The organism is Amycolatopsis sp. NPDC049868, assembly GCF_044461365.1.
Classification (GTDB): Bacteria; Actinomycetota; Actinomycetes; order Mycobacteriales; family Pseudonocardiaceae; genus Amycolatopsis.
In genome coordinates, this window is the sequence record NZ_JBITKV010000004.1 from 1 (window position 1) to 22,499 (window position 22,499).

At 68.9% G+C, this 22,499-nt stretch carries 20 protein-coding genes; 12 read left to right on the plus strand and 8 right to left on the minus strand.

All coding sequences use genetic code 11. The features are described 5' to 3' along the window. Positions 1–611 precede the first annotated feature (611 nt). The gene (locus tag ACIBTM_RS18615; protein ID WP_395878137.1) at positions 612–1,907 is read left to right on the plus strand and encodes a choice-of-anchor B family protein; all 1,296 of its coding nucleotides are present in this window, start codon (positions 612–614) and stop codon (positions 1,905–1,907) included. A gap of 13 nt (positions 1,908–1,920) precedes the next feature. Continuing rightward, entirely contained in the window at positions 1,921–2,802 is an 882-nt protein-coding gene (locus tag ACIBTM_RS18620) for a hypothetical protein (RefSeq protein ID WP_395878139.1), read from the plus strand. Here ACIBTM_RS18620 and ACIBTM_RS18625 read toward each other — a convergent pair. Both ACIBTM_RS18625 and ACIBTM_RS18630 read right to left on the minus strand, forming a co-directional pair. Then, a complete protein-coding gene (locus ACIBTM_RS18625; protein ID WP_395878141.1) occupies positions 2,783–5,461 on the minus strand; it encodes a beta-N-acetylglucosaminidase domain-containing protein in 2,679 nt (892 codons plus the stop codon). The two genes, ACIBTM_RS18620 and ACIBTM_RS18625, sit on opposite strands and share 20 nt — an antisense overlap. 139 nt (positions 5,462–5,600) lie before the next feature. Continuing rightward, entirely contained in the window at positions 5,601–6,233 is a 633-nt protein-coding gene (locus tag ACIBTM_RS18630) for a GntR family transcriptional regulator (protein WP_395878892.1), read from the minus strand. Positions 6,234–6,309: 76 nt separating this feature from the next. On the opposite strand from ACIBTM_RS18630, the gene ACIBTM_RS18635 reads away from it, so the two are divergent. The 5 genes from ACIBTM_RS18635 (at position 6,310) to ACIBTM_RS18655 (ending at position 10,653) form a co-directional block, all read left to right on the plus strand. After that, on the plus strand, positions 6,310–7,305 hold the full coding sequence (locus tag ACIBTM_RS18635) for a YbhB/YbcL family Raf kinase inhibitor-like protein (protein ID WP_395878143.1): 996 nt from the start codon (positions 6,310–6,312) through the stop codon (positions 7,303–7,305). Positions 7,306–7,323: 18 nt separating this feature from the next. After that, on the plus strand, positions 7,324–7,935 hold the full coding sequence (locus tag ACIBTM_RS18640) for a SecDF P1 head subdomain-containing protein (RefSeq protein WP_395878145.1): 612 nt from the start codon (positions 7,324–7,326) through the stop codon (positions 7,933–7,935). Between the two features lie 61 nt (positions 7,936–7,996). Beyond that, positions 7,997–9,052 (plus strand): LLM class flavin-dependent oxidoreductase, encoded by a 1,056-nt coding sequence (locus ACIBTM_RS18645; protein ID WP_395878148.1) that lies wholly within the window; start codon positions 7,997–7,999, stop codon positions 9,050–9,052. A 186-nt stretch (positions 9,053–9,238) separates the two neighbouring features. Beyond that, positions 9,239–10,129, plus strand: a complete 891-nt coding sequence (locus ACIBTM_RS18650; RefSeq protein WP_395878150.1) for a helix-turn-helix domain-containing protein — start codon at positions 9,239–9,241, stop codon at positions 10,127–10,129. 74 nt (positions 10,130–10,203) lie between these two features. After that, the gene (locus ACIBTM_RS18655; protein ID WP_395878893.1) at positions 10,204–10,653 is read left to right on the plus strand and encodes an SRPBCC family protein; all 450 of its coding nucleotides are present in this window, start codon (positions 10,204–10,206) and stop codon (positions 10,651–10,653) included. 7 nt (positions 10,654–10,660) lie between these two features. Here the strand turns inward: ACIBTM_RS18655 and ACIBTM_RS18660 are convergent, their stop codons facing one another. After that, a complete protein-coding gene (locus tag ACIBTM_RS18660; protein ID WP_395878152.1) occupies positions 10,661–11,623 on the minus strand; it encodes a M64 family metallopeptidase in 963 nt (320 codons plus the stop codon). 111 nt (positions 11,624–11,734) lie between these two features. Here ACIBTM_RS18660 and ACIBTM_RS18665 point away from each other — a divergent pair, with 111 nt between their 5' ends. From ACIBTM_RS18665 to ACIBTM_RS18675, 3 genes are all read left to right on the plus strand, one after another. Next, a complete protein-coding gene (locus tag ACIBTM_RS18665) occupies positions 11,735–12,709 on the plus strand; it encodes a LysR family transcriptional regulator (protein ID WP_395878154.1) in 975 nt (324 codons plus the stop codon). A 75-nt stretch (positions 12,710–12,784) separates the two neighbouring features. Continuing rightward, positions 12,785–13,537, plus strand: coding sequence for a trypsin-like serine protease (locus ACIBTM_RS18670; protein WP_395878156.1), 753 nt, complete (start codon positions 12,785–12,787; stop codon positions 13,535–13,537). 55 nt (positions 13,538–13,592) lie between these two features. Then, the gene (locus ACIBTM_RS18675) at positions 13,593–13,808 is read left to right on the plus strand and encodes a hypothetical protein (protein WP_395878158.1); all 216 of its coding nucleotides are present in this window, start codon (positions 13,593–13,595) and stop codon (positions 13,806–13,808) included. Here ACIBTM_RS18675 and ACIBTM_RS18680 read toward each other — a convergent pair. The 4 genes from ACIBTM_RS18680 to ACIBTM_RS18695 all read right to left on the minus strand — a co-directional run bounded on the left by ACIBTM_RS18680 (position 13,798) and on the right by ACIBTM_RS18695 (position 16,910). Next, positions 13,798–13,929: a hypothetical protein gene (locus ACIBTM_RS18680; RefSeq protein WP_395878160.1), complete on the minus strand. Its 132-nt coding sequence runs from the start codon at positions 13,927–13,929 to the stop codon at positions 13,798–13,800. The genes ACIBTM_RS18675 and ACIBTM_RS18680 overlap by 11 nt on opposite strands. Before the next feature lie 124 nt (positions 13,930–14,053). After that, positions 14,054–15,049 (minus strand): LuxR C-terminal-related transcriptional regulator, encoded by a 996-nt coding sequence (locus ACIBTM_RS18685; RefSeq protein WP_395878162.1) that lies wholly within the window; start codon positions 15,047–15,049, stop codon positions 14,054–14,056. Positions 15,050–15,109: 60 nt separating this feature from the next. After that, the gene (locus ACIBTM_RS18690; protein ID WP_395878164.1) at positions 15,110–15,763 is read right to left on the minus strand and encodes a S1 family peptidase; all 654 of its coding nucleotides are present in this window, start codon (positions 15,761–15,763) and stop codon (positions 15,110–15,112) included. Between the two features lie 796 nt (positions 15,764–16,559). Next, on the minus strand, positions 16,560–16,910 hold the full coding sequence (locus ACIBTM_RS18695; RefSeq protein WP_395878166.1) for a hypothetical protein: 351 nt from the start codon (positions 16,908–16,910) through the stop codon (positions 16,560–16,562). Between the two features lie 288 nt (positions 16,911–17,198). On the opposite strand from ACIBTM_RS18695, the gene ACIBTM_RS18700 reads away from it, so the two are divergent. Next, positions 17,199–20,894: a CARDB domain-containing protein gene (locus tag ACIBTM_RS18700; protein WP_395878167.1), complete on the plus strand. Its 3,696-nt coding sequence runs from the start codon at positions 17,199–17,201 to the stop codon at positions 20,892–20,894. A 47-nt stretch (positions 20,895–20,941) separates the two neighbouring features. Here the strand turns inward: ACIBTM_RS18700 and ACIBTM_RS18705 are convergent, their stop codons facing one another. Next, entirely contained in the window at positions 20,942–21,496 is a 555-nt protein-coding gene (locus ACIBTM_RS18705; protein ID WP_395878169.1) for a TetR/AcrR family transcriptional regulator, read from the minus strand. A gap of 97 nt (positions 21,497–21,593) precedes the next feature. On the opposite strand from ACIBTM_RS18705, the gene ACIBTM_RS18710 reads away from it, so the two are divergent. Beyond that, complete coding sequence (locus tag ACIBTM_RS18710) at positions 21,594–22,496, plus strand: NmrA family NAD(P)-binding protein (protein ID WP_395878171.1); 903 nt, start codon at positions 21,594–21,596, stop codon at positions 22,494–22,496. Positions 22,497–22,499: the final 3 nt, after the last annotated feature.

Below are 22,499 nucleotides of genomic sequence, written 5' to 3' on the forward strand. Positions count from 1 at the left end.
AGAGCAACAAAGAACTTCGCCTTCAACTCCTCAAAACCCACGATCCCCGCAACCCCCTGAAATCCAGGGTGTTGCAGGGATCGCTAGAACCCGCCCACCGGCGACGGGCCCCTCGGCATGCCCGCAGTCGGGAGGGCGTCGCTCGTGGCCACAGCCCTGCGAAAAGACCGCCGCCGAAGACCTGCGCCGGAACCGTCGACGGCAGCCGGCTGAAGAGCGTGCCAGGTTACCAAGGGCTTGTTGTGCTCAGTCGTAACGACGACGTCGCGAGGCGGCATCCGGTGCGGACCTGGCCGGCTCGTCACGATCGGATCGTTGCCGGGGGACCGACCCCGGTCAGCGAAGTGCTTGGATTCGCCGGTAAGCGGCGACGCGTGTCGTGCCGTTGCCGACGGGAATCTACCGAGAGGCCGGTTCGGAGCCCAGATCCCGGCCCGGTGTCGGCGGCATGTCGCGAAAGCCACGAACACAGACGGCCGCGAGCGGACCGCGCCACCGCCCACCTTCGACCCGCCATAAACGGTTAAAAACCCCATACGTTCGCCGGGATACACCGGGAGCGGGCGCTCCTATCGTCGGAGGCCGATCGCAACCGGTGAGGAGCGCCTCAGATGAAACTCGTGCGGATGATGGGGTTGGCCGTGCTGACGGCCTCCGCGTTGGTGTTGTCGATGACCGCGGCGTCCGCGCACGATCCCGAGACGGCGGAGGGACAGGCGGCGGCCCGGACCTTCATGGCCGACCACGTCCCGGCCGAGCGGCACGCCGTCACCGGCACCGCGGCGGGGGTCCCGTGCGTCAACGGCAAGGCCGACAAGTACCCGTGCAAGAACGTCGACCTGCTCAGCGTGCTTCCCCTCTCCGGTCTCGGTGGCGGCAACGGCAACGACATCTGGGGCTGGACCGATCCTTCGTCCGGCAAGGAATACGCCATCGTCGGGCGGACCAACGGCACCGCGTTCGTCGACCTGAGCGTCCCGACCTCGCCGAAGTTCCTCGGCAATCTGCCCTCCAACGGCGGCAGCAGCTCGTGGCGGGACATGAAGGTGTACAAGAATCACGCGTTCATCGTGGCCGACTTCATCACCGGGCACGGGATGCAGGTGTTCGACCTGACCAGGCTGCGCACGGTCACCACGCCGCAGACCTTCACCGCCGACGCGCTGTACAAGGGATTCGGTCCCGCGCACAACATCGCCATCAACGAGGAGACCGGTTTCGCCTACGCGATCGGCTCCAACACGTGCAGCGGCGGACCGCATATCGTCAACATCCAGAACCCGAAGGCCCCGGCCAAGGCGGGCTGCGTTTCGCAGGACGGCTACACCCACGACACGCAGTGCGTCGTCTACCGCGGACCGGACACGGCCTACAGCGGCAAGGAAATCTGCTTCAACGCCAACGAGGACACGCTGACCATCGTCGACGTCACCGACAAGGCCAGGCCGGTCCAGATCTCGCGCAAGGGCTACTCGGGCGCGCAGTACTCGCACCAGGGCTGGCTGACCGGCGACCAGCGTTACTTCCTGCTCGACGACGAACTGGACGAGTCGCGCGGCACCGACAAGCGCACCAAGACCTACGTGTGGGACCTGGCCAAGCTGTCCGCCCCCGTGCACACCGGCGTCTACAGTTCGCCCGCCACCGCGATCGACCACAACCAGTACATCAAGGGCCAGTACTCCTACCAGGCGAACTACCAGGCCGGTCTGCGCATCCTGGACGTCAGCGGGGTCGCTTCGGCGAAGTTGTCCGAGGTCGGCTACTTCGACATCTACCCGGCGGGCGACGCGGCGAACTTCAACGGGGCGTGGAGCAACTACCCGTACTTCTCCAGCGGCATCGTCATCGTCAACGGTATCGAGCAGGGCCTGGTCGTGGTGAAGCCGAACCTCGGCGGCAAGTGACCGGGGGCAGGGCGTGCGCAAACCCCGGCTCACGGATTGGTTGTTCCTCGCGCTGGCCTTGGTGATCGGTACGGCCGCGGTGTTCGTGGCACTGCGGCCCACACCCGGCTCCGCACACTCGGCTCACCAGCAGCCCGTCGTGACGGCGGATCTTCTTCCGGCCGCGCACAGCGACGGGCTGTCGGAGGCGGAAAGCGGCTACCGGTTCGAGCGGGTCACCACACCCGCCGTCCGGGGCCCCGAGGTACCGGTCGCGTTCCGGATCCTCGGCCCCGACGGACGGCCGGTGACCCGGTTCCTGGACAACCAGACCAAACAGATGCACTTCTTCGCCGTGCGCGACGACATGAACGTCTTCCAGCACGTGCATCCGAGACTGGACGGGGACACCTGGCACACGAATCTCGCGCTGACCGACGGTGGCGCCTACCGGATGTTCGCCGAGTTCGTGCCGCTCGACACGAAGGATCCGAAGCATCCGGTGGTGCTCGGTGTCCCGTTCACCGTGCCCGGTGACACCACCTTCGTACCGGTGCCCGCTCCAGGGGGCGACACCGTGACGGCCACGGGATACCGGGTGACGCGGGTGGACGGGGCGGCCCGGATCCCGTCGATGCGGGCGCAGATCCTCCGGTTCGCTCTCCGCGGCCCGGACGGCGCGCCCGTCACCGCGGTCGACCCGCATCTGGGTGCCAACGGCCATCTGACCGGGTTCCACACCATGCTGCTGTCGGCCACGCACCTGCATCCGGTCCAGCCGCTCGGCGCGGCACTGGCCGGCGGTGAGCTGACCTTCCACTCCCTGTTCTCGGAACGTGGGGAGTACCGGCTGTTCCTGGAGTTCTCACACGGCGGCCGGGTGCACACGGCCGCCATCACGGTCGCGGTGGACTGATCGGGACGACCTCCGCGATCTTCGGTGCCGAGCCTCCCGGCGACCAGAGGAGCCGGACCTTGTCGGTCACGACGCCCTCGGCGGGCAGTTCCGTGTAGCCGCCCGACATCCTGCCGATCGTCCGCCAGCCGCCTGCCGCGTCCGCGATCTGGACCTCGGCGCCCGCACCGGCGTCCGCCGCCAGGACGACGACCTTGCCCAGCGGCTTCGGCGCGGCGGCCGTGACGACGAGCGCGTCGCCCGCCGTCGGCGCCGATGCCGCCACGTACAGCGAATCGGCGTTGTTGTCCGCCGCCGCGGCCAGGTTCGACCCCGCCGGGGTGCCGGTGACGGTGTGCTTCGGACTGTCCGGTGTGGACACGGTGAATTCACGGACCACGACCCAGAAGTTCTGGGCACCGGTCGTGCGCACGCGGACGAACCGCGCCTCGGCGCCCTCCGGGAGATCGGCCGAGATCACCGGCTCGGTGACCGTCTTCACCGTCGTCCACCGGGTGCCGTCGGCGGAGTACTCGAGGACGCCGTTGTGGACGTAGTCGTCCGGGCTGGTCGGCTTTCCCATCAGGATGTCCACATGGGACACCCGTTGCGGGGAACCGAGGTCGACCCCGACGGTGGCGCCGATCCGCGGTGCCCAGTCGCTCCAGTAGTAGGTCTCGGGATCGCCGTCGACCATCCGGGCGGGGACGTTGTCGGTGTAGGTCCCGAGCGACGTCGTCGGCTGCGGCCGGATCCCGGGCAGGCCGAACCAGCGGTCGGCCGTGGCCAGCGCGCTGTTGAGGAACGGCACGCAGACCTCCGTGCAGGTGCTCGGGTTGCGCGGGCCTCGCGAGGTCGGGACGCGGATCGCCTGCGCCTGCTTGAGCGCGGCGACGAGTTCGCCGCGTTCCGCCCATGCCTTCGCGCCGTCGCCGTCGACCTGGGCGAGCAACATCCGCACCGCGTGCTTGCCCGCCCGACCGTAGAGGCCGACCTGATCGAGCCACGGTCCGACCTCGGCGAGGAACTTCGGGTTCGAGGCCATCCCGCGCCGCAGATCTTCGGGGCCGGATGCCATCGAGGTCAGGTAGCGATCCAGTCTCGCGGCCGCGTCCCACGGATCCTTCTTCTCCAACGCGGTCCAGAAGGCGGCCAGCAGTGGCCGCAGTACCGGTGAATCCAGATCCGGTTTCCCGGTTTCGAGGCGGACGAGCAGACTCGAATAGTTGTTCTCCGCGAACACCTTCAGCGCGGGTGCGGCGGGTCCGCCGAGGTCGGCGATGGCGGCGAGCCAGGATTTGTCGGGGTCGTACCGGTCCGGGTTCCACAGGAAGTCACCGGAGGTGAACTCGGCGATCTTCGACGCCTCGGCCTGCACCATCGGGTTCGCGGTGATCCCGGAGAGGTACTTCGCGACCCCGGGTTCGCGGCCGATGTACGGGCCGAGCAGCAGGCGTTCGGTGATGTAGTCGTTGACCGGGTAGTTGTCCCAGATCAGGATGTCGTGCCCGAAGACCTCTTTCGCCTGCCGGGCCTGCTTTTCGGTGATCTGCCCGGCGATGACGCCGACCCCGGTCCACTCGACGATCACCGCCTTGTCGAGCTGAGTGCGCAGCGCGGTCTTGTAGGGGGAGTCGGCCAGGTCGTAGTACTCGGTCGGGACTGTCTGCAGCCGCTCGACACCGGGATGTGTCGCGATGAAGTCCTGCTGAACGCGGTTGAGCAGGAACGACTGCGCAGCGCCCGCGGCCGCGTCACCGGTGCCGAACTTCGCGGCGTCGGCGTCACAGTTCCAGCGGGTGTAGGAGATGTCGTCGAGCGGGATCGCGAACGACCGTACCCCGATATCCCACAGCGACTGGAACTTCGTGACCAATGCGGTCTTGTCGGCGTCGGAGGAGTAGCACACGGACAGGCCGGGGGAGAGGGCGTAGGTGAACTCGACGTGGTTCGCGGCGGCGCGGCCCACCAGCTGCGAGAGCAGTGCGAGCTGCTCGGGCGGATACTGGTCGCGCCAGCGGGCGCGCAGGAACGGGTCGTCCTTGGGCGAGTAGACGTACATGTTCTGCTTGGTACGGCCGTAGAAGTCCAGCTGTGCCAGCCGATCGGCGTGGGACCACGGCGCGCCGTAGAAGCCCTCGATCACGCCGCGCAGCGGGGCCGCGGGCCAGTCACGGATGCCGAACGCGCGGCTCTTGCCGGAAGCGAACAGCTGCCGGAACGATTGCGCGGCGTAGAACGTCCCCGAAGTGTCCACACCGGACAGTGCGAGCACACCGCGGTCGGCGGCCAGGACGTATCCGCCGGGGGACAGGCCTTCCGGGCCTTCGAGGCGGAGCGCGGCGAGCGCCGGCGCGGTCGCCCTGCTTTCGGTGGGCCCGCCGACGAAGACGACGAGGCCGCCGTTGCCGCGTTCCCGGTCGACGGCGGCCTGATCGTTGTCGGTGATCTTGACGATCGTGCTCGCGCCCGCCGAGCGGAGGACCTGGTCCACGACGGCGAGCGCGGACGGATCGGTGCCCGCGCCGACGACTTCGACGACGGTGCGCGGGATGGTCACCTGCCCCGCTCGCGGTGTCACCTGCTGGGGTGTCGGCCATACCTGCGCCAAGGGTGGAGCCGGGGCCGCGCTCGCCGGCGCGGGGACGGCCACCGCCACCGCGGTCACCAGCAGCGTCACCGGAATGAGTCGAAATACCCATCGGAAGGACATCGGTGGCCCCCAAATCGTCGATCAACGACGGTCTGTGAGCAAGGAAACACCCGATGCGATGACCCGGGCTAGGTCGGTCTGGGTGATTTTCCGACCGGGCCCACGACTATTCGGCCAAGGCGGCGGCGGTCAGGGTGAGGTGCCGCGTCAGTGCCTCTGCCGCCGCGTCGGCGTCGCGCGCGAGCGCCGTTTCCTCCAGCAGGCGGTGTTCGGCGAGATGATCCCGGCCGGGAGCACGGTGCGCCGCCCAGCGGCGGGCCAGTTCGCTCGCGGTCCACATCCGGTCGAAGGTCTCCAGCAGGACCGGGTTTCCGCAGCCGTCCAGCAAGGTCCGATGGAAGACGCGGTGGGCTTCGGACCACGCACCGCTGAAGTACTCGCCCTCTTCGGGAACGAACGGCGGCGTCCGGCTCAGCCGGTGATGGGCGGCGCGGACGCGGCCCTCCCAGTCGAGGTCGCCGCGTTCGACGGAGAGACGCAGCACGAGCGGCTCGATGGTCCGGCGGGCTTCCGTGATCTCCTGCCAGCGCCGGTCGGAGAAGGCGGGGACGGCGAAGCCGCGGTTGGGGAGCCGGTCGGCGAGGCCGTCGCCGACCACGCGGACGAGTGCCTCGCGGACGACCGCCAGGCTCACGCCGTGTTCCTTGGCGAGGTCCTGCGGTTTGAGCGCGGCGCCGGGGGCGTGGTCGCCGCGCATGATCGCGTCCCGCAGGCGCGTGTACACCTGCTCGGAGAGCATCTGCTTGTCCGGTGAGGCCATCCACGGAGCATAGACGAACAGCAAGATAATCGATTATTTGTGTTATGGTCGATTTATGAACGATCCCTTCGCGAGACTGCCCGAGGTGCCTTCCTTCGCGGTCACCAGTACTTCTGTTGTCGATGGCGCAGCCTGGTCGCCCGATCAGCTGGCCGGCAAGGACGTCTCACCGCAGCTGAGCTGGAGCGGCGCTCCGCGTGGCACCAAGAGCTACGCCGTCACCGTCTACGACCCCGACGCGCCGACCGGTTCCGGTTTCTGGCACTGGGCGGTCGCCGATATCCCCGCCACCGTGACGGAGCTGCCGGAAGGCGCCGGCGACAACGCGGGCTCCGGGCTGCCCGAAGGCGCCTTCCAGGTACCCAACGACGCCCGCCTCGCCCGTTTCATCGGCGCCGCACCGCCCGCCGGGCACGGCGTGCACCGCTACTTCGTCGTGGTGCACGCCCTCGATGTCGAGTCGATCGGCGTCCCGGACGGCTGCACGCCCGCCTTCCTCGGTTTCACGATGGCTCCGCACGTTCTCGCTCGCGCGGTCCTGGTCGCCACGGCGGAAACGCCGGGCCCCGAACGTATCGAGGTCTCCCGGCTCGTCCCCGCCTCCGCCGACGCGATCTTCGCGGTCTTGAGCGATCCGCAGGGGCACGTCGACATCGACGCGTCGGGGATGCTCATCGACGCGGAAGGGGGCCCGGTCGAGCGGGCGGGCGACCGGTTCGTGGTCCACATGGACCGGGAAGCGCTCGGAGACGTGCCCTTGGGCAAGTACGACGTCGAGGTCGTCATCACCACGCTCACTCCGGGCGAGGAGATCGCCTGGACCGTCGAGGGCCGGATCCGGCCTCATGCGCGGCACATCTACGGCTACCGGCTGGAACCAGCCGATGGCGGCACGCTGGTCACGTCGTACTACGACTGGTCGGAGGTGGGCGAGGAGTGGAAGGACCGCATCACCTTCCCCGTCGTGCCCGAGTCCGCGCTCAAGGCCACCCTCGGGATTCTTGAGCGGACTGTGCGGCGTCGAGGCGTTTCGCCCACACGCGCACGCTGAACACGACAGAATGTCCCGGTGCGGAACAGCCTTGTAGCGATCGCCCTCGTCCTGCTCGGTGTCACCGGTTGCCAGGGCGGGGTTTCCGGTCAAGCCGAGCCCGAAGGCGACAGTTTCGCGATCAAGGACGGGTCGCGGCTGCGGTTCCGCCCGGTACTCGCGGAGCTTCCGCCCGGCCCGGCGACCGGCGCGGCGACCGACCGGCAGAGCACGGATCCCGCCGGACAGCAGGCCGCCGCGGCGGCGCTGGACTGTTCGGCGGGACCGGATCCGCTGGACGGCCGCGACGACCCGGCACTCCCGCTGGTCAGCTGCGACCGTGTGCAGGGCACGAAATACCTGCTCGGCCCGGCGTTCCTCACCGGAGCCGACCTCAGCCGGGCGAACGCTCGCCTCGACACGCAGTCGGGAGGTCCGCTCGTCGGGCTCAGTTTCACCGACGCGGGCGCGCGGACTTGGGCCGATTGGACCGCGGCGAACATCGGCAAACAGGTCGCGATGGTGCTGAAGAGCCGGGTGCTGACCGCGCCGACGATCCAGTCGGCCATCCCCGGCGGGGAAACGCAGATCACCGGCAAGTTCACCATGGACGACGCCCGGCGGCTGGCGCGCGACATCGCCGGCGGCTGAGCCCGCGGAATACGATCACCGCACCCGACGTTTGAGCGTTCAACTACTTGAGGAGTTGGACATGGGTTACGAGATCCTGGGCACCCCGCAGGCGCCGACCTTCGGCCTGGACACGTTCGGCGACGTCGGGAACGGCCCGGACGGCCAGCCGGTGAGCCAGGCCGAGGCCATCCGCGAGGTCGTGGCCGAGGGCGTCCTCGCCGACCAGGTGGGCGTGGACTACTTCGGGGTCGGCGAACACCACCGCGCGGAGATGGCGGTGTCCTCGCCGGACGTCGTGCTGGCCGCGATCGCGGGCCGGACCGAACGGATCCGGCTGGGTACGGCGGTCACGGTGCTCAGCTCGGACGACCCGGTGCGGGTGTACGAGCGGTTCGCCACGCTGGACGCGGTTTCCCGGGGCCGCGCGGAGGTCACGCTCGGCCGGGGTTCGTTCACCGAGTCGTTCCCGCTGTTCGGCTACTCGCTGGAAGACTACGAAGCGCTGTTCGCCGAGAAACTCGACCTCTTCACGCATCTGCAAGGGGAGAAGCCGGTCGACTGGTCCGGGACCGTCCGCCCGGCCCTCGAAGGCGCGCAGGCCTTCCCGGTCACCGAATCGGGCAGCCTGCCCGCGTGGGTCGGGGTCGGCGGCACCCCGCAGTCGGTCGTCCGCGCGGCGGCGTACGGTTTGCCGCTGGTGATGGCGGTGATCGGCGGGTCGCCGGAGCGGTTCACCCCGCTCGCCGACCTGTACCGGCGCGCGCTGAAGGAGGCGGGCCACCAGGAGCTGCCGATCTCGATGCACAGCCCCGGCCATATCGCCGAGACCGACGAACTGGCCGTCTCCCAGCATTTCTCGCACCATCAGGCCGCTTTCGCCAAGATCGGCGCCGAACGGGGCTGGGGCCCGATGTCCCGGGCCGACTACGACGCCATGGCCGGTCCGCGTGGCGCGCTGTTCGTCGGCTCTCCCGAGACCGTCGCGCAGAAGATCGCCTGGGCGGTGCGGACCCTTGGCCTGTCGCGGTTCCAGCTCAAGTACAGCGTCGGCGCGTTGCCGCACGAGCAGCGCCTGAACTCCATCCGGCTTTACGGCGAGCAGGTTGTCCCGCGTGTGAAGGAGCTGCTCGGCTAGGGCGTGTCTCTCAGACCGAAGTTTGGCTGGTTGGCGAGGACACGCGCGCGCGTTTTTTTCGGCCGGAGGCCTCGGATTTGCGGAGGCGGGCCGTTGACACGGCTGAGTGAGTGACCAGCTGATGCCGCGGCCCGGCTACGGAAATCCGAAAGCGCGCCTTAAGAGACACAGGCTAGGGTCGAAGCCGTGGTGTTCGATTCCGAGCGATTCGACCTTCAGCCCTACACCGGTTTCGACATGTCCCGCTATGTCCGGCGGACCTATTGCAGCTGGGAGGATTCCGGCTGGGAGTCGCTGCTCGTCCAGCGGTTCGAGCACGTTCCCGTAGCGGAGGACATGCGGCTGCCCGCCGTCGCGGATCTGCATCTGGTCCTGCCGCTTTCGGGGCGGGCGGTGATGGAGACCCGCGGCGAAGGCCGCTGGAACCGGCACGAGTGGAGGCCAGGACGGCTCGAACTCGCCGTTCCCGGCAGGCCGCTGCGGCGCCGCTACCGCGGGGACGAAGCGATGCGCAGCCTGCAGGTGCACATCCCCGGCACCACCGTGGAGTCGGCCGCCGCGAGGCTGGGCGGCCGCGCGGTGGACCACGAGGCGATGGCGGCGTCCGTGGCCGGGGGAGATCCGTTCCTCGACGAGCTGGTCCGGGCGGTCGGGAACGCGAAGGAGGACGACGACCTCTACGCCGAATCCGCGGCCGCGTTCCTCGCCGTGCACCTGCTCACCCGCCACGCGCGGAAACCGCACCCGCCGAGTGCGGGACGCGAGGACGACCGTGTCCGCGCGGCCATCGCGATGATGCGTGACCGGCTGGCCGATCCGCTCAGCGTCGACGAGATCGCCGGCGAGGTACATCTGAGCGTCTACCACTTCATCCGGGTCTTCAAGGAGAAGACCGGCGAGACGCCACGCCGCTTCCTCGGCAGGCTCCGGATCGAGGAGGCGCGAAGGCTGTTGCGCGGCACCGATCTCCCGATAGCGGGCATCGCGCGAAGGTGCGGGTTCGCCACTCCCGGCGCCTTCTCTGCCGCATTCCTGAAGCACACCGGATCGCGACCCTCGGAGTACCGCAATTCCTGATCACCGCGCCGCAATCCGGCGCATGGTGGCCCCGCCCGCCCGTTCCTAGGGTTGGCCGGGTGAGTGGTTCTGGAATGCAGTCGTACGACGTCACGGCCGAATCGTCGGCGCCGCCCGCCGCGGTGTGGGCGCTGCTGGTGGACGCCCGCAGCTGGCCGGTCTGGTCACGGATCGGTTCGCTGGAAGTCGCCGCGTCACAAGGACTTTCCGCCGACGGCCGGGACGAGGTCGGCGCGGTTCGCGCCTTCCGCACCGGCAAGACGGTCACCAAGGAGCGGATCACCGCCCTCGACCCGGAACGCCGGTTCGCCTACGAGGGCGTGGACGTGCCGGTGATGGTGGACTACCAGGCCGCGGTCGATCTGTGTGAAACGCCCGGTGGGGGAACGCGGATCCGTTGGCACGGAACATATCGCGTGGGGAAGGGGAGCGCGTGGATCTTCCGGTGGTACCTCCGCCGCTTCATGCGCGGCATGGCGACCGGGCTCGCCGGTCACGCCGGCGGCCCGGTACGGAGGCCATGACGAGGGATCAGTGCCGATGGGCGGCTTCGCGGTGGAAGCCCGCGATCATCGCTTCGGTGCTCGGCGGGTTGAAGGGCTGGCCGAGGGTGCGCATGAGCGAGTTCACGCTGGGGCGGTACATCCCGGTCTTGCAGTAGCGGGAGCCCTCGAAGACGCCGACCGTGCCGCCGTCGGGCGACGGCTTGCCGAGCCACGCGTACCACTTGGCCCGGCGGTCCTTCATCTGCTGGGCCGTGAGCGCGGAAGCGTTGGGCTCCTGCGGTTCCCGGGTGTCGCAGGTGCCGTAGTCGTACTCGTCGGCGAGCCCGCCGATGGAGTGCCCGAGTTCGTGGGCCACGATCTGGCTGGCCTGGATGTTGCCGCCGGAAGAGGTCGCGACCCCGCCGCCGGCGCCGCCGTACTTCGTGGTGTTCGCCAGCATGATGACCTGATCGACGTCCGGTGCGGCCGCGGCGTACTGGTTCGCCTTGGTTTCGTTGACGCACAACAGCCGTTCGATGCCGCCGCACCAGAAGTACGAGCCGAGCGCGGTGTTGCGCCGGATGCCTTGGGTCGGGTCGTTGGTGATACCGGACTGGGCCGAGACGACGTCGACCTGCCAGAGGTTGAACTGCTTGCGGTAGCTCTTGTACGGCTCGATGGCGAACAGCGCCGCGACACTGGAGCGGACGTGCTGCGAATACGTGCCCAGCTGTGTGGAGGTGTAGCCGTCGCCGACGAAGACCAGGTCGAAGGTGGTCTCGCTGGGACCGTTGGTCTCGATCGGGGTCACCGCGGCGGCGGCCGCGATCTGCTGCGGCGCGGCCGCCCGGTCCGAAGCGGGCCGGGTGACGTCCACGCGGGTGATGGTTCCTCCGGGCTCGAAGGCCTCCATCGACGTCGTGAATCGGGGAGCCGCCGACGCCGTCGCGGGAACGAGCCCGGCGACGAGGACGGCGGTCAGCGCGACCATGAGGCAGGCGCGTCGCATGCGTACTCCTTGCGGGGAGGGGAGAGGGGAGGGGCAGGAAGCGGAGTACGAAAAACGATCCCGACTTTCGACGGCTTCCGGCACATCCCAAGTGGCCATAAGGTCCGCGTGATGGACGTCGAGTTACGTCATCTGCGAGTGGTGTGCGCGGTCGCCGACGCGGGCAGCATCACGCGCGCGGCGATCGGGATCGGGAGCACCCAGCCCGCGCTGACCGCCGCCGTGCAACGGATCGAGCGCGCGTTCGGGGGAACCCTGTTCGTCCGAGGGCGGGACGGCGTCTTCCCGACGGCGTTCGGCGAATGCGTGCTCGTCCGCGCCCGTGCCGTCCTCGCCGCGGCGGACACGATGCACCGGGACGCGGAGCGCTTCCTGGCCGAAGGCGAGAAACGTCCTGTCGCGCTGGGTGGGATCGGCGGGTCCATGGTCGTCGAGCTGGCGGACCGGCTCGGTGATTCCGGCCGGGGGCAAGCGGTTTCGGTGACCACCGAGTTCTCGCCGTTGCGGCTGCTGGATCTCGTGGCGGGCGGGCAACTCGACGCCGCGGTCGTCGCCGACTATCCCGGTCACCTCCTGCCGTCGGCCCCGGGGGTGGCGTCGCGGCCGCTGGCCACGCAACCGGTGTTCGTGGCGATCGCCGCCGACCATCCGGCCGCCCGGCGCGCCGAGATCGACCTCGCCGCCCTCGCCGGGGAACGGTGGGTGCTCGGGCCGTCCGACGGTGCCGGGTGGCCAGAGTGCTTCGAGGAAGCCTGTGCCCGTGCGGGATTCCGGCCGCAGGTCGCGCACCGGAGCACGGAATTGCGTCCCCTGCAACGCCTGATCGCGGCAGGCCGGGCGATTTCCCCGTGCCAGGTCACCTTTCCTTCTTCGCCGGGGATCGCGATCCGGCCCCTCACCGGGGATCCGCTGTGGATGCGGTATTTGATCGCTTGGAGCGTGGAAGGAGCCTTCGGCGGGGACACCGATGCCTTGATCGCGGCGGCCGAGGCGGCTTACCGCTCCGACACCGAAACGAGCCGTCCCTATCGCCATTGGCGCGCTCGTCGCGCTGGGCCGATCGAGGAGCAGGCGTCCATCGGGTGACACCTGGTCGGGGAATTCCCCTTGTCGGGCAGGGGGTTCTAGCCTCGGATCACCTCATCGACGAAGGGTAAGAAATTGCGTCTGCGCGCCCTGCTGGCCGCTGCTGTCCTGACCATCACCACCGCGCCGGCCGCGCTCGCCGCGCCGGACGTCGCCCACGGCACCGATGTCCCAACGGGGCGGTTCGGGTTCGTCGCGAAGATCGCGATGACGAAGATCCCACGCCCCGACGGCTCGACCTACAGCAGCTACTGCACAGGCGCGCTGATCGCGCCGAGCTGGGTCGTCACCACGGGACACTGCTTCCACGACGCGCACCGCAAGCGGGTCGCCGGCAAAATGCCGTATCCGACGATGGTGACGTTGGGCCTGGTCGACGAGGCGGTCGAATCGGGTGTGGCCCGCAAAGCGACCGAAGTGTTGCAGGCGAAGGAAAACGACGTCGCCCTCATCAAGCTGGACACCCCGGTGACGACGGTGACCCCGCTGACGGTGAACCGTGTGCTCCCGAAGGTCGGCCAGCAGCTGACCTTGGCGGGCTGGGGGAGCCTGACCGCCAAGAACCCCGCTCCGGCCACCCGGATGCAGCAAGGCACCGTGCAGGTGGCGACGGTCGCCCCGACGACGGTCGGTGTCCGCGGCGCCGCGCCGTCGATCACGACCAGTGCCTGCACGTATGACTCGGGGGCGCCGTACTTCGTCCCCGGCGGCACCGGCGGCGCCTTGGTCTCGCTGGAGGCCACCGGGCCGGACTGCCCGCACGCCGGCATCGAGACGACCTCCCGCGCGGACGTCATCGCGGACTGGATCTCCACCCATACGGGCTAACGGACCGTTTCGGCCGGAGGCGCATCGGGTAGTGGCGTGAGCAGGAGGTAGTGCGATGACGAGTCCTCGAACGACCGCGCCTCCGGCGCCGCCGGACCCGATGCCGCCGGATCCCGTTATCCCCGAACCGGTGCCTGACCCGGGCAGGCCGGAGCCGGTCCCGGACCCCGGGGTGCCCGAACGGGTCCCCGGTCCGGGGCCGGACCGCCCGCTGCCGGAACCCGAGACCCCGCCCGAATCCCAGCCTGGACCGGCGGGTCTCAGAGGGTGAACGCGAGCCAGAGTGCGAGCCAGGCGCAGGCCGCGATCGCGACGACGACCGCGAACACCCGCAGGCCGGTGGTGGCGATCCGGAGCGACGCGGTGCCGGTGTGCTGTCGGTGATTCCCCATGATGACGCCCTCCTTCCAAGATCATCTTGCGCTGCCGGCGCGTTCGCCGCAGCGGGGATGATCGGACCGGGTGACCCCATCCGGGTGAGGGCTTCCCGCATTCAGAGGACTGAATGCGGGGGTGTCAGAGCCAGTTGTTGTGCGCCGCGAAGACCCCCAGCTGGAACCGGCTGGAGACGCCCGCGCGGTCCATCAGGTTTTCGAGATAGCGGAACAGGGTGCGTCTGCTGACGCCTAGTGCGGCGGCGATCTCGTCGTCCCTGCGCCCGGCGGCGAGCAGGATCAGCAGCTCCCGCTCGGCCGGCCGGATCGGCTGTTCGGACGTCCGTCCGCGCCGGTCGATCGGGAGCGCGGCCGCCCAGGACGTTTCGAACAGTCCTTCCAGTGCGGAGAAAAGACTGCAGGGGCGCACGATGACGATGGACCGGTTGCGATCGGCCTCGCGGATGGTCAGCGCGATGGTGGCCGCACGGTCGTCGAACAGTGTCAGTTTCACCGGGAGTTCGGGCAGCAGGCGGGCCTGCTCGCCGGCTCGCAGGCACGGCAGGATATTGGTGGCCAGATAGCCGGGATCGCCGAACGACGCTCCACTGTAGACACAGCGGTAGCCGATCCCACGCCGCAGTTGCTCCTCCTCCAGGAGATTCCGGCGGCCGCCGGTGAAGTAGGGCGGGGAATCGAGTCGGCGGACCTGATGCCGCACCGTGGTCGCGAGGTGCTGCAGCCGGGGGATGATGGCGTCGCCGGTGACCACTTCGAGCAGGTCCTGCGCGTTCGGCATCTCCGAATGCGCCCGCCTGAAGGCGCGGTACGCGGTCTGGACGGCGAGCCGTGCGTCGTGCAGTTCGGCCTGCCGTCGCGTGGTCAATGCGGTGAGCGCTTCGCTGGGGTTCGCCGGGAGGTACTCGTCTCCGGCCACTCCGGACGGCACAGCGAGGCCGGCGTCCGCCAGCTCCTTCAGTGCCAGCTGGACGTTCTCCGCGTCGTCCTCCCGCCAGGCCAGTTCCGCGGCGGTCACGGGCGCGCTCGCGAGCATCCGCCGGTAGATCCGGGCGGCGGTCTCGCCGAGGCCCAGCCTGCTCAGCTGCGGGCCGAGCCCGTCCGGAGTCGTCGATGCCACTTCCACCTGCCTCTCAGCGGTCCGGGAGCGGTGGCGCCACCGCTCCCGGACCGGTTCGCCCTAGACGCCCGAGGTGTTCCGGATCCAGGTGCGGTTCGCCGAGATGCTGGTGTGCGTCGAGGTGTCCACCTTGTTGCCCGCGATATGCACGCCGACCTGCTTGCCGCCGACGAAGACCGGGCCGCCGGAGTCGCCGCCGTTGGTCAATCCGTTGCCCCGGCGGGCCTTGATCAGTCCACTCCCGACACTGGTCACCGTCATCCGGGCGACCTTGAGGTAGCGCTGCAGATCACCGTCTTCGTTGTAGCCCCAGCCATAAACGTATTCGGTGTCGCCGACCGCGACGGAAGTGCCGAGGGACGCGTATGTCGTGGTCACCGAGCGGTCCAGTTTCAACAGTGCGATGTCGGCGCCGCTGGACGGCGTGTAGATGTCGGCCACCACCGCGTAGGTTCCGGCCTGGTGATCGACGTCGCCCACCCGGACGGAGTATTCGGCGCCGGGTTCGTCGATGCAGTGCTCGGCGGTGAGCACCCAGCGGGCGCTGATGATCGAACCGGAGCACCACTGCTGGCCGTTCTGCTCGATCATGGCCGCCCACGGGCCGGACTGGGCGTATTCGCCGTCGATGATGGGGGCCGCGACGGCGGCGGGCGCGACCGTCGTGAGCCCGGCCGCGCACAGCAGGGCGGTGAGGAGACCTCGGATGCGCATGGGTGCCTTCCAATGCAGGGGAATCAGGGAAAGGAATGGGGAATCGACGGGTCACCCGTTCACGGCCACGGCGGATCGCCAGGGATCGCCCGGCCGGATCCGATATCGGTTTTCCCATGCTAGGCAAGCGGATGCGGCGGTTGATAGCGACTAAAGACGGGAGAAAGCGGCGCCGGGCGGCACGAGACCCGGGCTTTCGGCACTCGGGTGCCGATGGCACCGATGTGCCAGGGAAGGAGGCCCGGTCTGCAAAGGCATCCTTAGCTACCCTTGAGGTAGTAAAAGCGGATCGGTATTTGGCACCAGTTGGTACCTAAGGCGCCCCTGGCTCTAGCCCGAATCGCCACTCACGAGGCGGTTGGGCGGCTGAGGTACATGAAGGCCCCCATCCTGTACTTAGGCGCAAGGATGGGGGCCTTCATGTACTTGGGATGGTGTGAAGGTCGAGTTTCTTCGGCTGAGCCGAGGGATGGGGGCCTTCACGCGCGGCCGTTGTGACTGCTGGTGCTCATGGGGCGCGTGTGGCGCCTCGCAAGTCTGTGACGGCCTCCTTCACTACCTTCAGGGTAGGTAAGGAGGCCTTCACGGACCTGGCATGCCACTCGCGACCTGCGTTGGGGTGCCTGTAGTACATGAAGGCCCCCTTCCTGTACTTAGGCGCAAGGATGGGGGCCTTCATGTACTGGGGAAGGTGTGAAGGTCGAGTTTCCTCGGCTGAGCCGAGGGATGGGGTCCTTCACGCGTAGCCGCTGTGACTGCTGGTGCTCTTGGGGCATGTGTGGCGAGGTGTGATCGCCTATCGACGGCGGCGTTTCCCGGACGGCCGCGGATCGAGCAGTTCCTCGGCGAGAAGAATGGCCCGGTCCGACAGGGTGGCGGACAACCGCTCCACCGACTCGCCGATCCGGCCCGCTTCCCGGCGGACACCTTCGCCCACGGGCTTACTGTGCCGATCGGCGAGGCCCGCGAGCCTGCTTCCCGAGACCAGGACCAGATCGGCGAGCCGTTCGCCCAGTTCGGTCAGCCGGTTCGCCGTCCTGCCCGCGCGGCGCGCCACGAGATCCTCGGTCTCCCGTCGCAGCTCTCGGACGGCGGACCTCGACTCGGTTGTCGTGCCGGTGAGCGCGGACCTCAGGGTTTTTGTCATGTCCATCAGGGATCGACCTCCACACGGCTAGCCTGCGTTGAGTGTACAACTGTGCACCGCGTCTCCGGAATACATGACCAAGCTTTCCCTTGCCGCGCATAAAGGAAGCGAAATGCTGTCCGCATTCGGAGAACGCGCGTAGGTCATCAGCGAGGCTGACTCGAGATCAACCCGGGAGAAGTCGCAAAATTTCATGAAGAAGTTCGCTTCTTGCATTTTGTCTCCGGGTTGTTGCATGCTCGTACGGCTCAGGCTCCGTCCCCGCCGTCTCAAAGAAGAGAAGACGCCATGACACGTATGCGCCTGTCCCGGATCGTCGCCGGCCTCCTGGTCACGGGGCTTTCCGTCGCCGGACTCTCCTTCGCCTCCGCCGCGAGCGGCCCGCCACCGGACCCCGCGGCCCCACCCGGACCGGCGGCGCTCGCCGAGGTGCCGTTGACCCGCACGGTGTCGGCGAGCAGCGCGCTGCCCGGCTATCCCGTCGCGAACGCCGTCGACGGAAACCAGGAGAGCTACTGGGAATCCGCCAACAACGCGTTCCCGCAATGGATCCAGGCCGACCTCGGGACGGCCAAACCCCTGTCTCGGATCGTGCTGAAACTGCCGTCCGGCTGGGAATCCCGCACCCAGACGCTGGCCGTGCGAGGAAGCACCGACGGCACCGCGTTCACCGACCTCGCCGCGCCGACCGGGTACGCGTTCGCGCCCGGCACCAACACCGTCACGATTCCGATGACCGCGTCGGCCCGCTACGTGCGGCTACAGGTCACGGCGAACACGCGGTGGCCCGCCGCGCAGTTGGCGGAGTTCGAGCTGTACGGACCGGACACCGGGGACACCCAGGCGCCGAGCGCGCCCGCGAATCTCGCGCTGACCGAGCCCGCCGCCGGTCAGATCCGGCTGACCTGGTCGCCCTCGGCGGACAATATCGGGATCGCCGGTTACACCGTCTACCGCGACGGCACGCCGGTCGCGACGATCACCGGCACCACGTTCACCGAATCACGGCCCCCGGGGACACGGGTCGAGTATTTCGTGCGTGCCAAGGACGCCGCGGGCAACGAGTCCGGCGACAGCTACCACGTCGTGCGCTCCGGAACGAGCGCGGGCGCGAACCTGGCGGCGGGCAAACCGATCGAGGCCACGTCGGCGGTCCACTCGTTCGTCCCAGCCAACGCCAACGACAACAACACCGCCACGTACTGGGAGTCCGCCGCGGGCTATCCGAACTCGCTGACGGTGAAACTCGGGGCCGACGCGGAGGTCGACTCGGTCGTGGTGAAGCTCAACCCGGACGCCATCTGGGGTGCGCGGACGCAGAACTTCGAGGTCCTCGGGCGCGCGCAGGGCGCCACCGCGTTCACCTCGCTTTCAGCGCGTGCCGACCACCGCTTCGATCCGGCCACCAACCAGAACTCGGTGGTCGTGCCGGTCAGCGGCCGCGTTTCGGATGTGCGCCTGCAGTTCTTCGCCAACTCCGGCGCTCCCGGCGGTCAGGTCGCGGAGTTCCAGGTGATCGGTACGCCCGCCCCGAACCCGGATCTCGTGGTCACCGGTACGACCTGGACGCCGGCGAATCCGACGGAGACCAGCAAGCTCGCCGTCTCGGCGACGGTGAAGAACACCGGCACCGCGAACGCGGCCGCCGCGACCGTGAACGTCAGCCTCGGCGGCACCGTCGTCGGTGAAGCGGCAATCGGGCCACTCGCCGCCGGCGCATCCACGACGGTGACCGTCGACGCGGGAACGCGTCCGCAGGGTACGTACACCGTGGCCGCCACCGCGGACCCGGCGGGCACGGTGGCCGAGCAGAACGAAACCAACAACACCTACACCTCGGCGACCCCGCTGGTCGTCGCGCAGGCGCCGGGGCCGGACCTCGTGGTCACCGGCATCACGTCGAACCCGCCCAACCCGGCCGCCGGTTCGGCGGTGTCGTTCACCGTCGCGGTGCACAACCGCGGCACGAGCGGCGCGGACGCTTCGGTGACACGGCTGGCCGTCGGCGGCACCACGTTGACCGGCGCCACCGGTGCGATCGAGGCGGGGGCCACCGCGAACGTCGCGATCGCCGGCACCTGGACCGCTGCCGACGGTGGCGCGACCCTGACCGCGACGGCCGACGCGACCGGCACGGTCACGGAGACCAACGAGTCCAACAACGGCCTCTCCCGGGCGATCGTCGTGGGCCGCGGCGCGGCCGTCCCGTATGTCGAGTACGAGGCGGAAGCCGCGCAGTACCAAGGACAACTGCTGGAGACCGACCCGCTGCGCACCTTCGGTCACACGAACTTCGCGACCGAGTCCTCGGGCCGCAAATCCGTGCGGTTGGCTGATCAGGGCCAGTACGTGGAGTTCACGTCGGCGAACGAGGCGAACTCGATCGTCGTGCGCAACTCCATTCCGGACGCCCCTGGCGGCGGCGGGCAGGACGCGACCATCAGCCTCTACGTCAACGGGACCTTCGCGCAGAAGCTGACGCTGTCGTCGAAACACAGCTGGCTCTACGGCAGTACCGACGACCCCGAAGGCCTGACCAACACCCCGCAGGCCAACGCACGGCGCCTGTTCGACGAGTCGCACGCGCTGCTGTCCCGGTCGTACCCGCCGGGTACGAAGTTCAAGCTGCAGCGGGACAACGGCGACAACGCGGCGTTCTACATCGTCGATCTCATCGATCTGGAACAGGTCGCCCCGGCGTCGGGGAAACCCGCGAACTGCACGTCGATCACGGAGTACGGCGCGGTGCCGAACGACGGGAACGACGACTCGGCGGCGATCCAGCGCGCGGTGACCGACGACCAGAACGGGGTGATCGGCTGTGTCTGGATCCCGGCGGGGCAGTGGCGGCAGGAGAAGAAGATCCTGACCGACGACCCGAACGTGCCCAACGGCGGCGGCCAGTACAACCAGGTCGGCATCTCCAACGTGACGATCCGGGGCGCCGGCATGTGGCATTCGCAGCTGTACTCGCTGATCGAGCCGCAGAACGCGGGCGGGATCAACCATCCGCACGAGGGCAACTTCGGGTTCGACATCGACAAGAACACCCAGATCTCCGACATCGCCATCTTCGGTTCCGGACGGATCCGCGGCGGGGACGGTGGTGCCGAAGGCGGCGTCGGTCTCAACGGCCGGTTCGGCACCGGCACGAAGATCACGAACGTGTGGATCGAGCACGCCAACGTCGGGGTGTGGGTCGGCCGGGACTACAGCAACGTCCCGGCGCTGTGGGGCCCGGGTGACGGCCTGGAGTTCAGCGGTATGCGGATCCGGAACACCTACGCCGACGGCATCAACTTCACCAACGGCACACGGAACTCGAAGGTGTTCAACTCGTCGTTCCGCACCACCGGTGACGACTCGCTCGCGGTGTGGGCGAACCAGTACGTGAAGGACCCTTCGCAGGACATCGCGCACGACAACGTGTTCGCCAACAACACGATCCAGCTTCCGTGGCGTGCCAACGGGATCGCGATCTACGGCGGCTACGGCAACAAGATCGAGAACAACATCGTCCACGACACGATGAACTATCCGGGCATCATGCTGGCGACGGACCACGATCCGCTGCCGTTCTCCGGGGAGACGCTCATCGCGAACAACGCCCTGTACCGCTGCGGCGGCGTGTTCTGGGGCGAGCAGCAGGAGTTCGGCGCGATCACGTTCTTCGCGCAGGGCAAGGACATCCCCGGGGTCGTGCTGCGGGACACGGAGATCCACGACTCGACCTACGACGGCGTCCAGTTCAAGACGGGCGGCGGCGTCGTGACCGCGGCTCTCACCAACGTCAAGATCGACAAGTCGAACAACGGCGCGGGCATCCTCGCGATGAGCGGCGCCCGTGGCAGCGCGACCTTGACGAATGTGACGATCGGCAACTCCGCGAACGGCGACGTCGTCCGTGAACCGGGGTCGCAGTTCGTGATCAACGGTGCCCCGGTGCCGGCGGTGGTCTCATCGGGCCGTCGCGGCACACGGTAGGCGAAATCCGTGCCGGGGCCGGAGCGGGCGACCACTCCGGCCCCTTTTCACGTCCGGGGGCCCAGCCCCGCCACGGCCAGCCGGAACAGCCGGTCCGCCTGTGCGGCCGGATCCGGGTGATGCTCGGTGGCCAGGACGATGCCGACGATCAGCGTGATCAGATCCGCGACGGTGACTTCCGGCAGCACCATGCCGTCCCGCGCGGCCCGTCGCAGGAGCGGTTCCCCGGCGTCCTCGATGGCGGTGGAGCAGGAGTTCTCGTGGGTCGGGCCGTCGTACGCCAGCGCGGCCGCCAGGCCACGGGCGGAGACGCAGTAGACGACGACCTCGTTGAGCCAGGTCAGGAGCGCTTTCCGGCTGTCTTCTTCGCCGGTCAATTCGGCGGCGCGGGCGCACAACGCGGCGATCCGGCTCGCTGAGACCGCCTCCAGCAGTGCCCGGCGGGTGGGGAAGTGGCGGCGCACGGTCGCCGAGCCGACGTTGGCGGTGCGGGCGATCTGCTCCAGCGAGGCACCGGAGCCGTGCGTCGCGACCTCTTCCTCGGCCACCGCGAGGATGCGCGCGTAGTTCCGCCGTGCGTCGGCGCGCTGACCGTCGGACATGCCTTCACCTCGGTGTTTGCGTAAGTGGCGGGGCCCGCCATATTGTAGCGGACGATAAGTGGCGGGCCCCGCCACTTAGCCGACAGAAGGAGTCATCATGTCCGCAGCACCCGTTTTGGTCACCGGCGCCACCGGCAGGCAGGGCGGTGCGACCGCCCGCGCCCTGCTCGCGGCCGGCGTTCCCGTCCGCGCCCTCGTCCGTGATCCGGCCAGGGCGAAAGCCGTCGAAGCGCTCGGCGCCGAACTCGTCGTCGGCGATCTTCACGACGTCGACTCCGTGATCCGCGCGGCCAAGGGTGCCCGCGCCGTTTTCTCGGTGCAGATGCCCGGAATGAGCGAAGACGGATTCGACTTCGCCGGGGAGGTGACTCAAGGCGTCAACCTCATCGAGGGTGCGAAGGCGGCCGGGGTGCCGCAGTTCGTGCACACCTCCGTCTCGGGAGCCGGTCAGCACGTCGAGGCGGACGGATGGGCCGAAGGTCGCTGGTCTTCGATGGAGCCCACGCTGGGCGCCAAGGCCGCGATCCAGGACCACCTGCGCGAGGCGGGTTTTCCGCGGTGGACACTGCTCAAGCCGGGCTTCTTCATGGAGAACTTCCTGCCTGACATGAAGTTCCTGTTCCCGCGCGGGGTGGATGGCGGCCTGGTGAGCGTCGTCAAGCCCTCGACGTCCCTTTCGCTGGCCGCCGTCGACGACGTCGGCACCGCGGCCGCGGCCGCCATCGCCGAACCGGACCGGTTCGCCGGGGTCGAACTCGAGCTCGCGAGCGACTTCCTGACCATGACCGAGATCGCCGATGTCCTGTCCGGTGTGCTGGGGACGAGGCTGGCCGCCCCGGACATGACCGTCGAGCAGGCGGTCGCCGCCGGGATGCCGCCGATGGGCGCCTCGCACGAGTGGCTGAACGTGATCGGCCAGCCGGGGCGCCCGGAATTCGCGCGGGACCTCGGCATCCCGCTCACCGGCTTCGCCGCATGGGCCCGGAAATACCTTGCGTAGCAG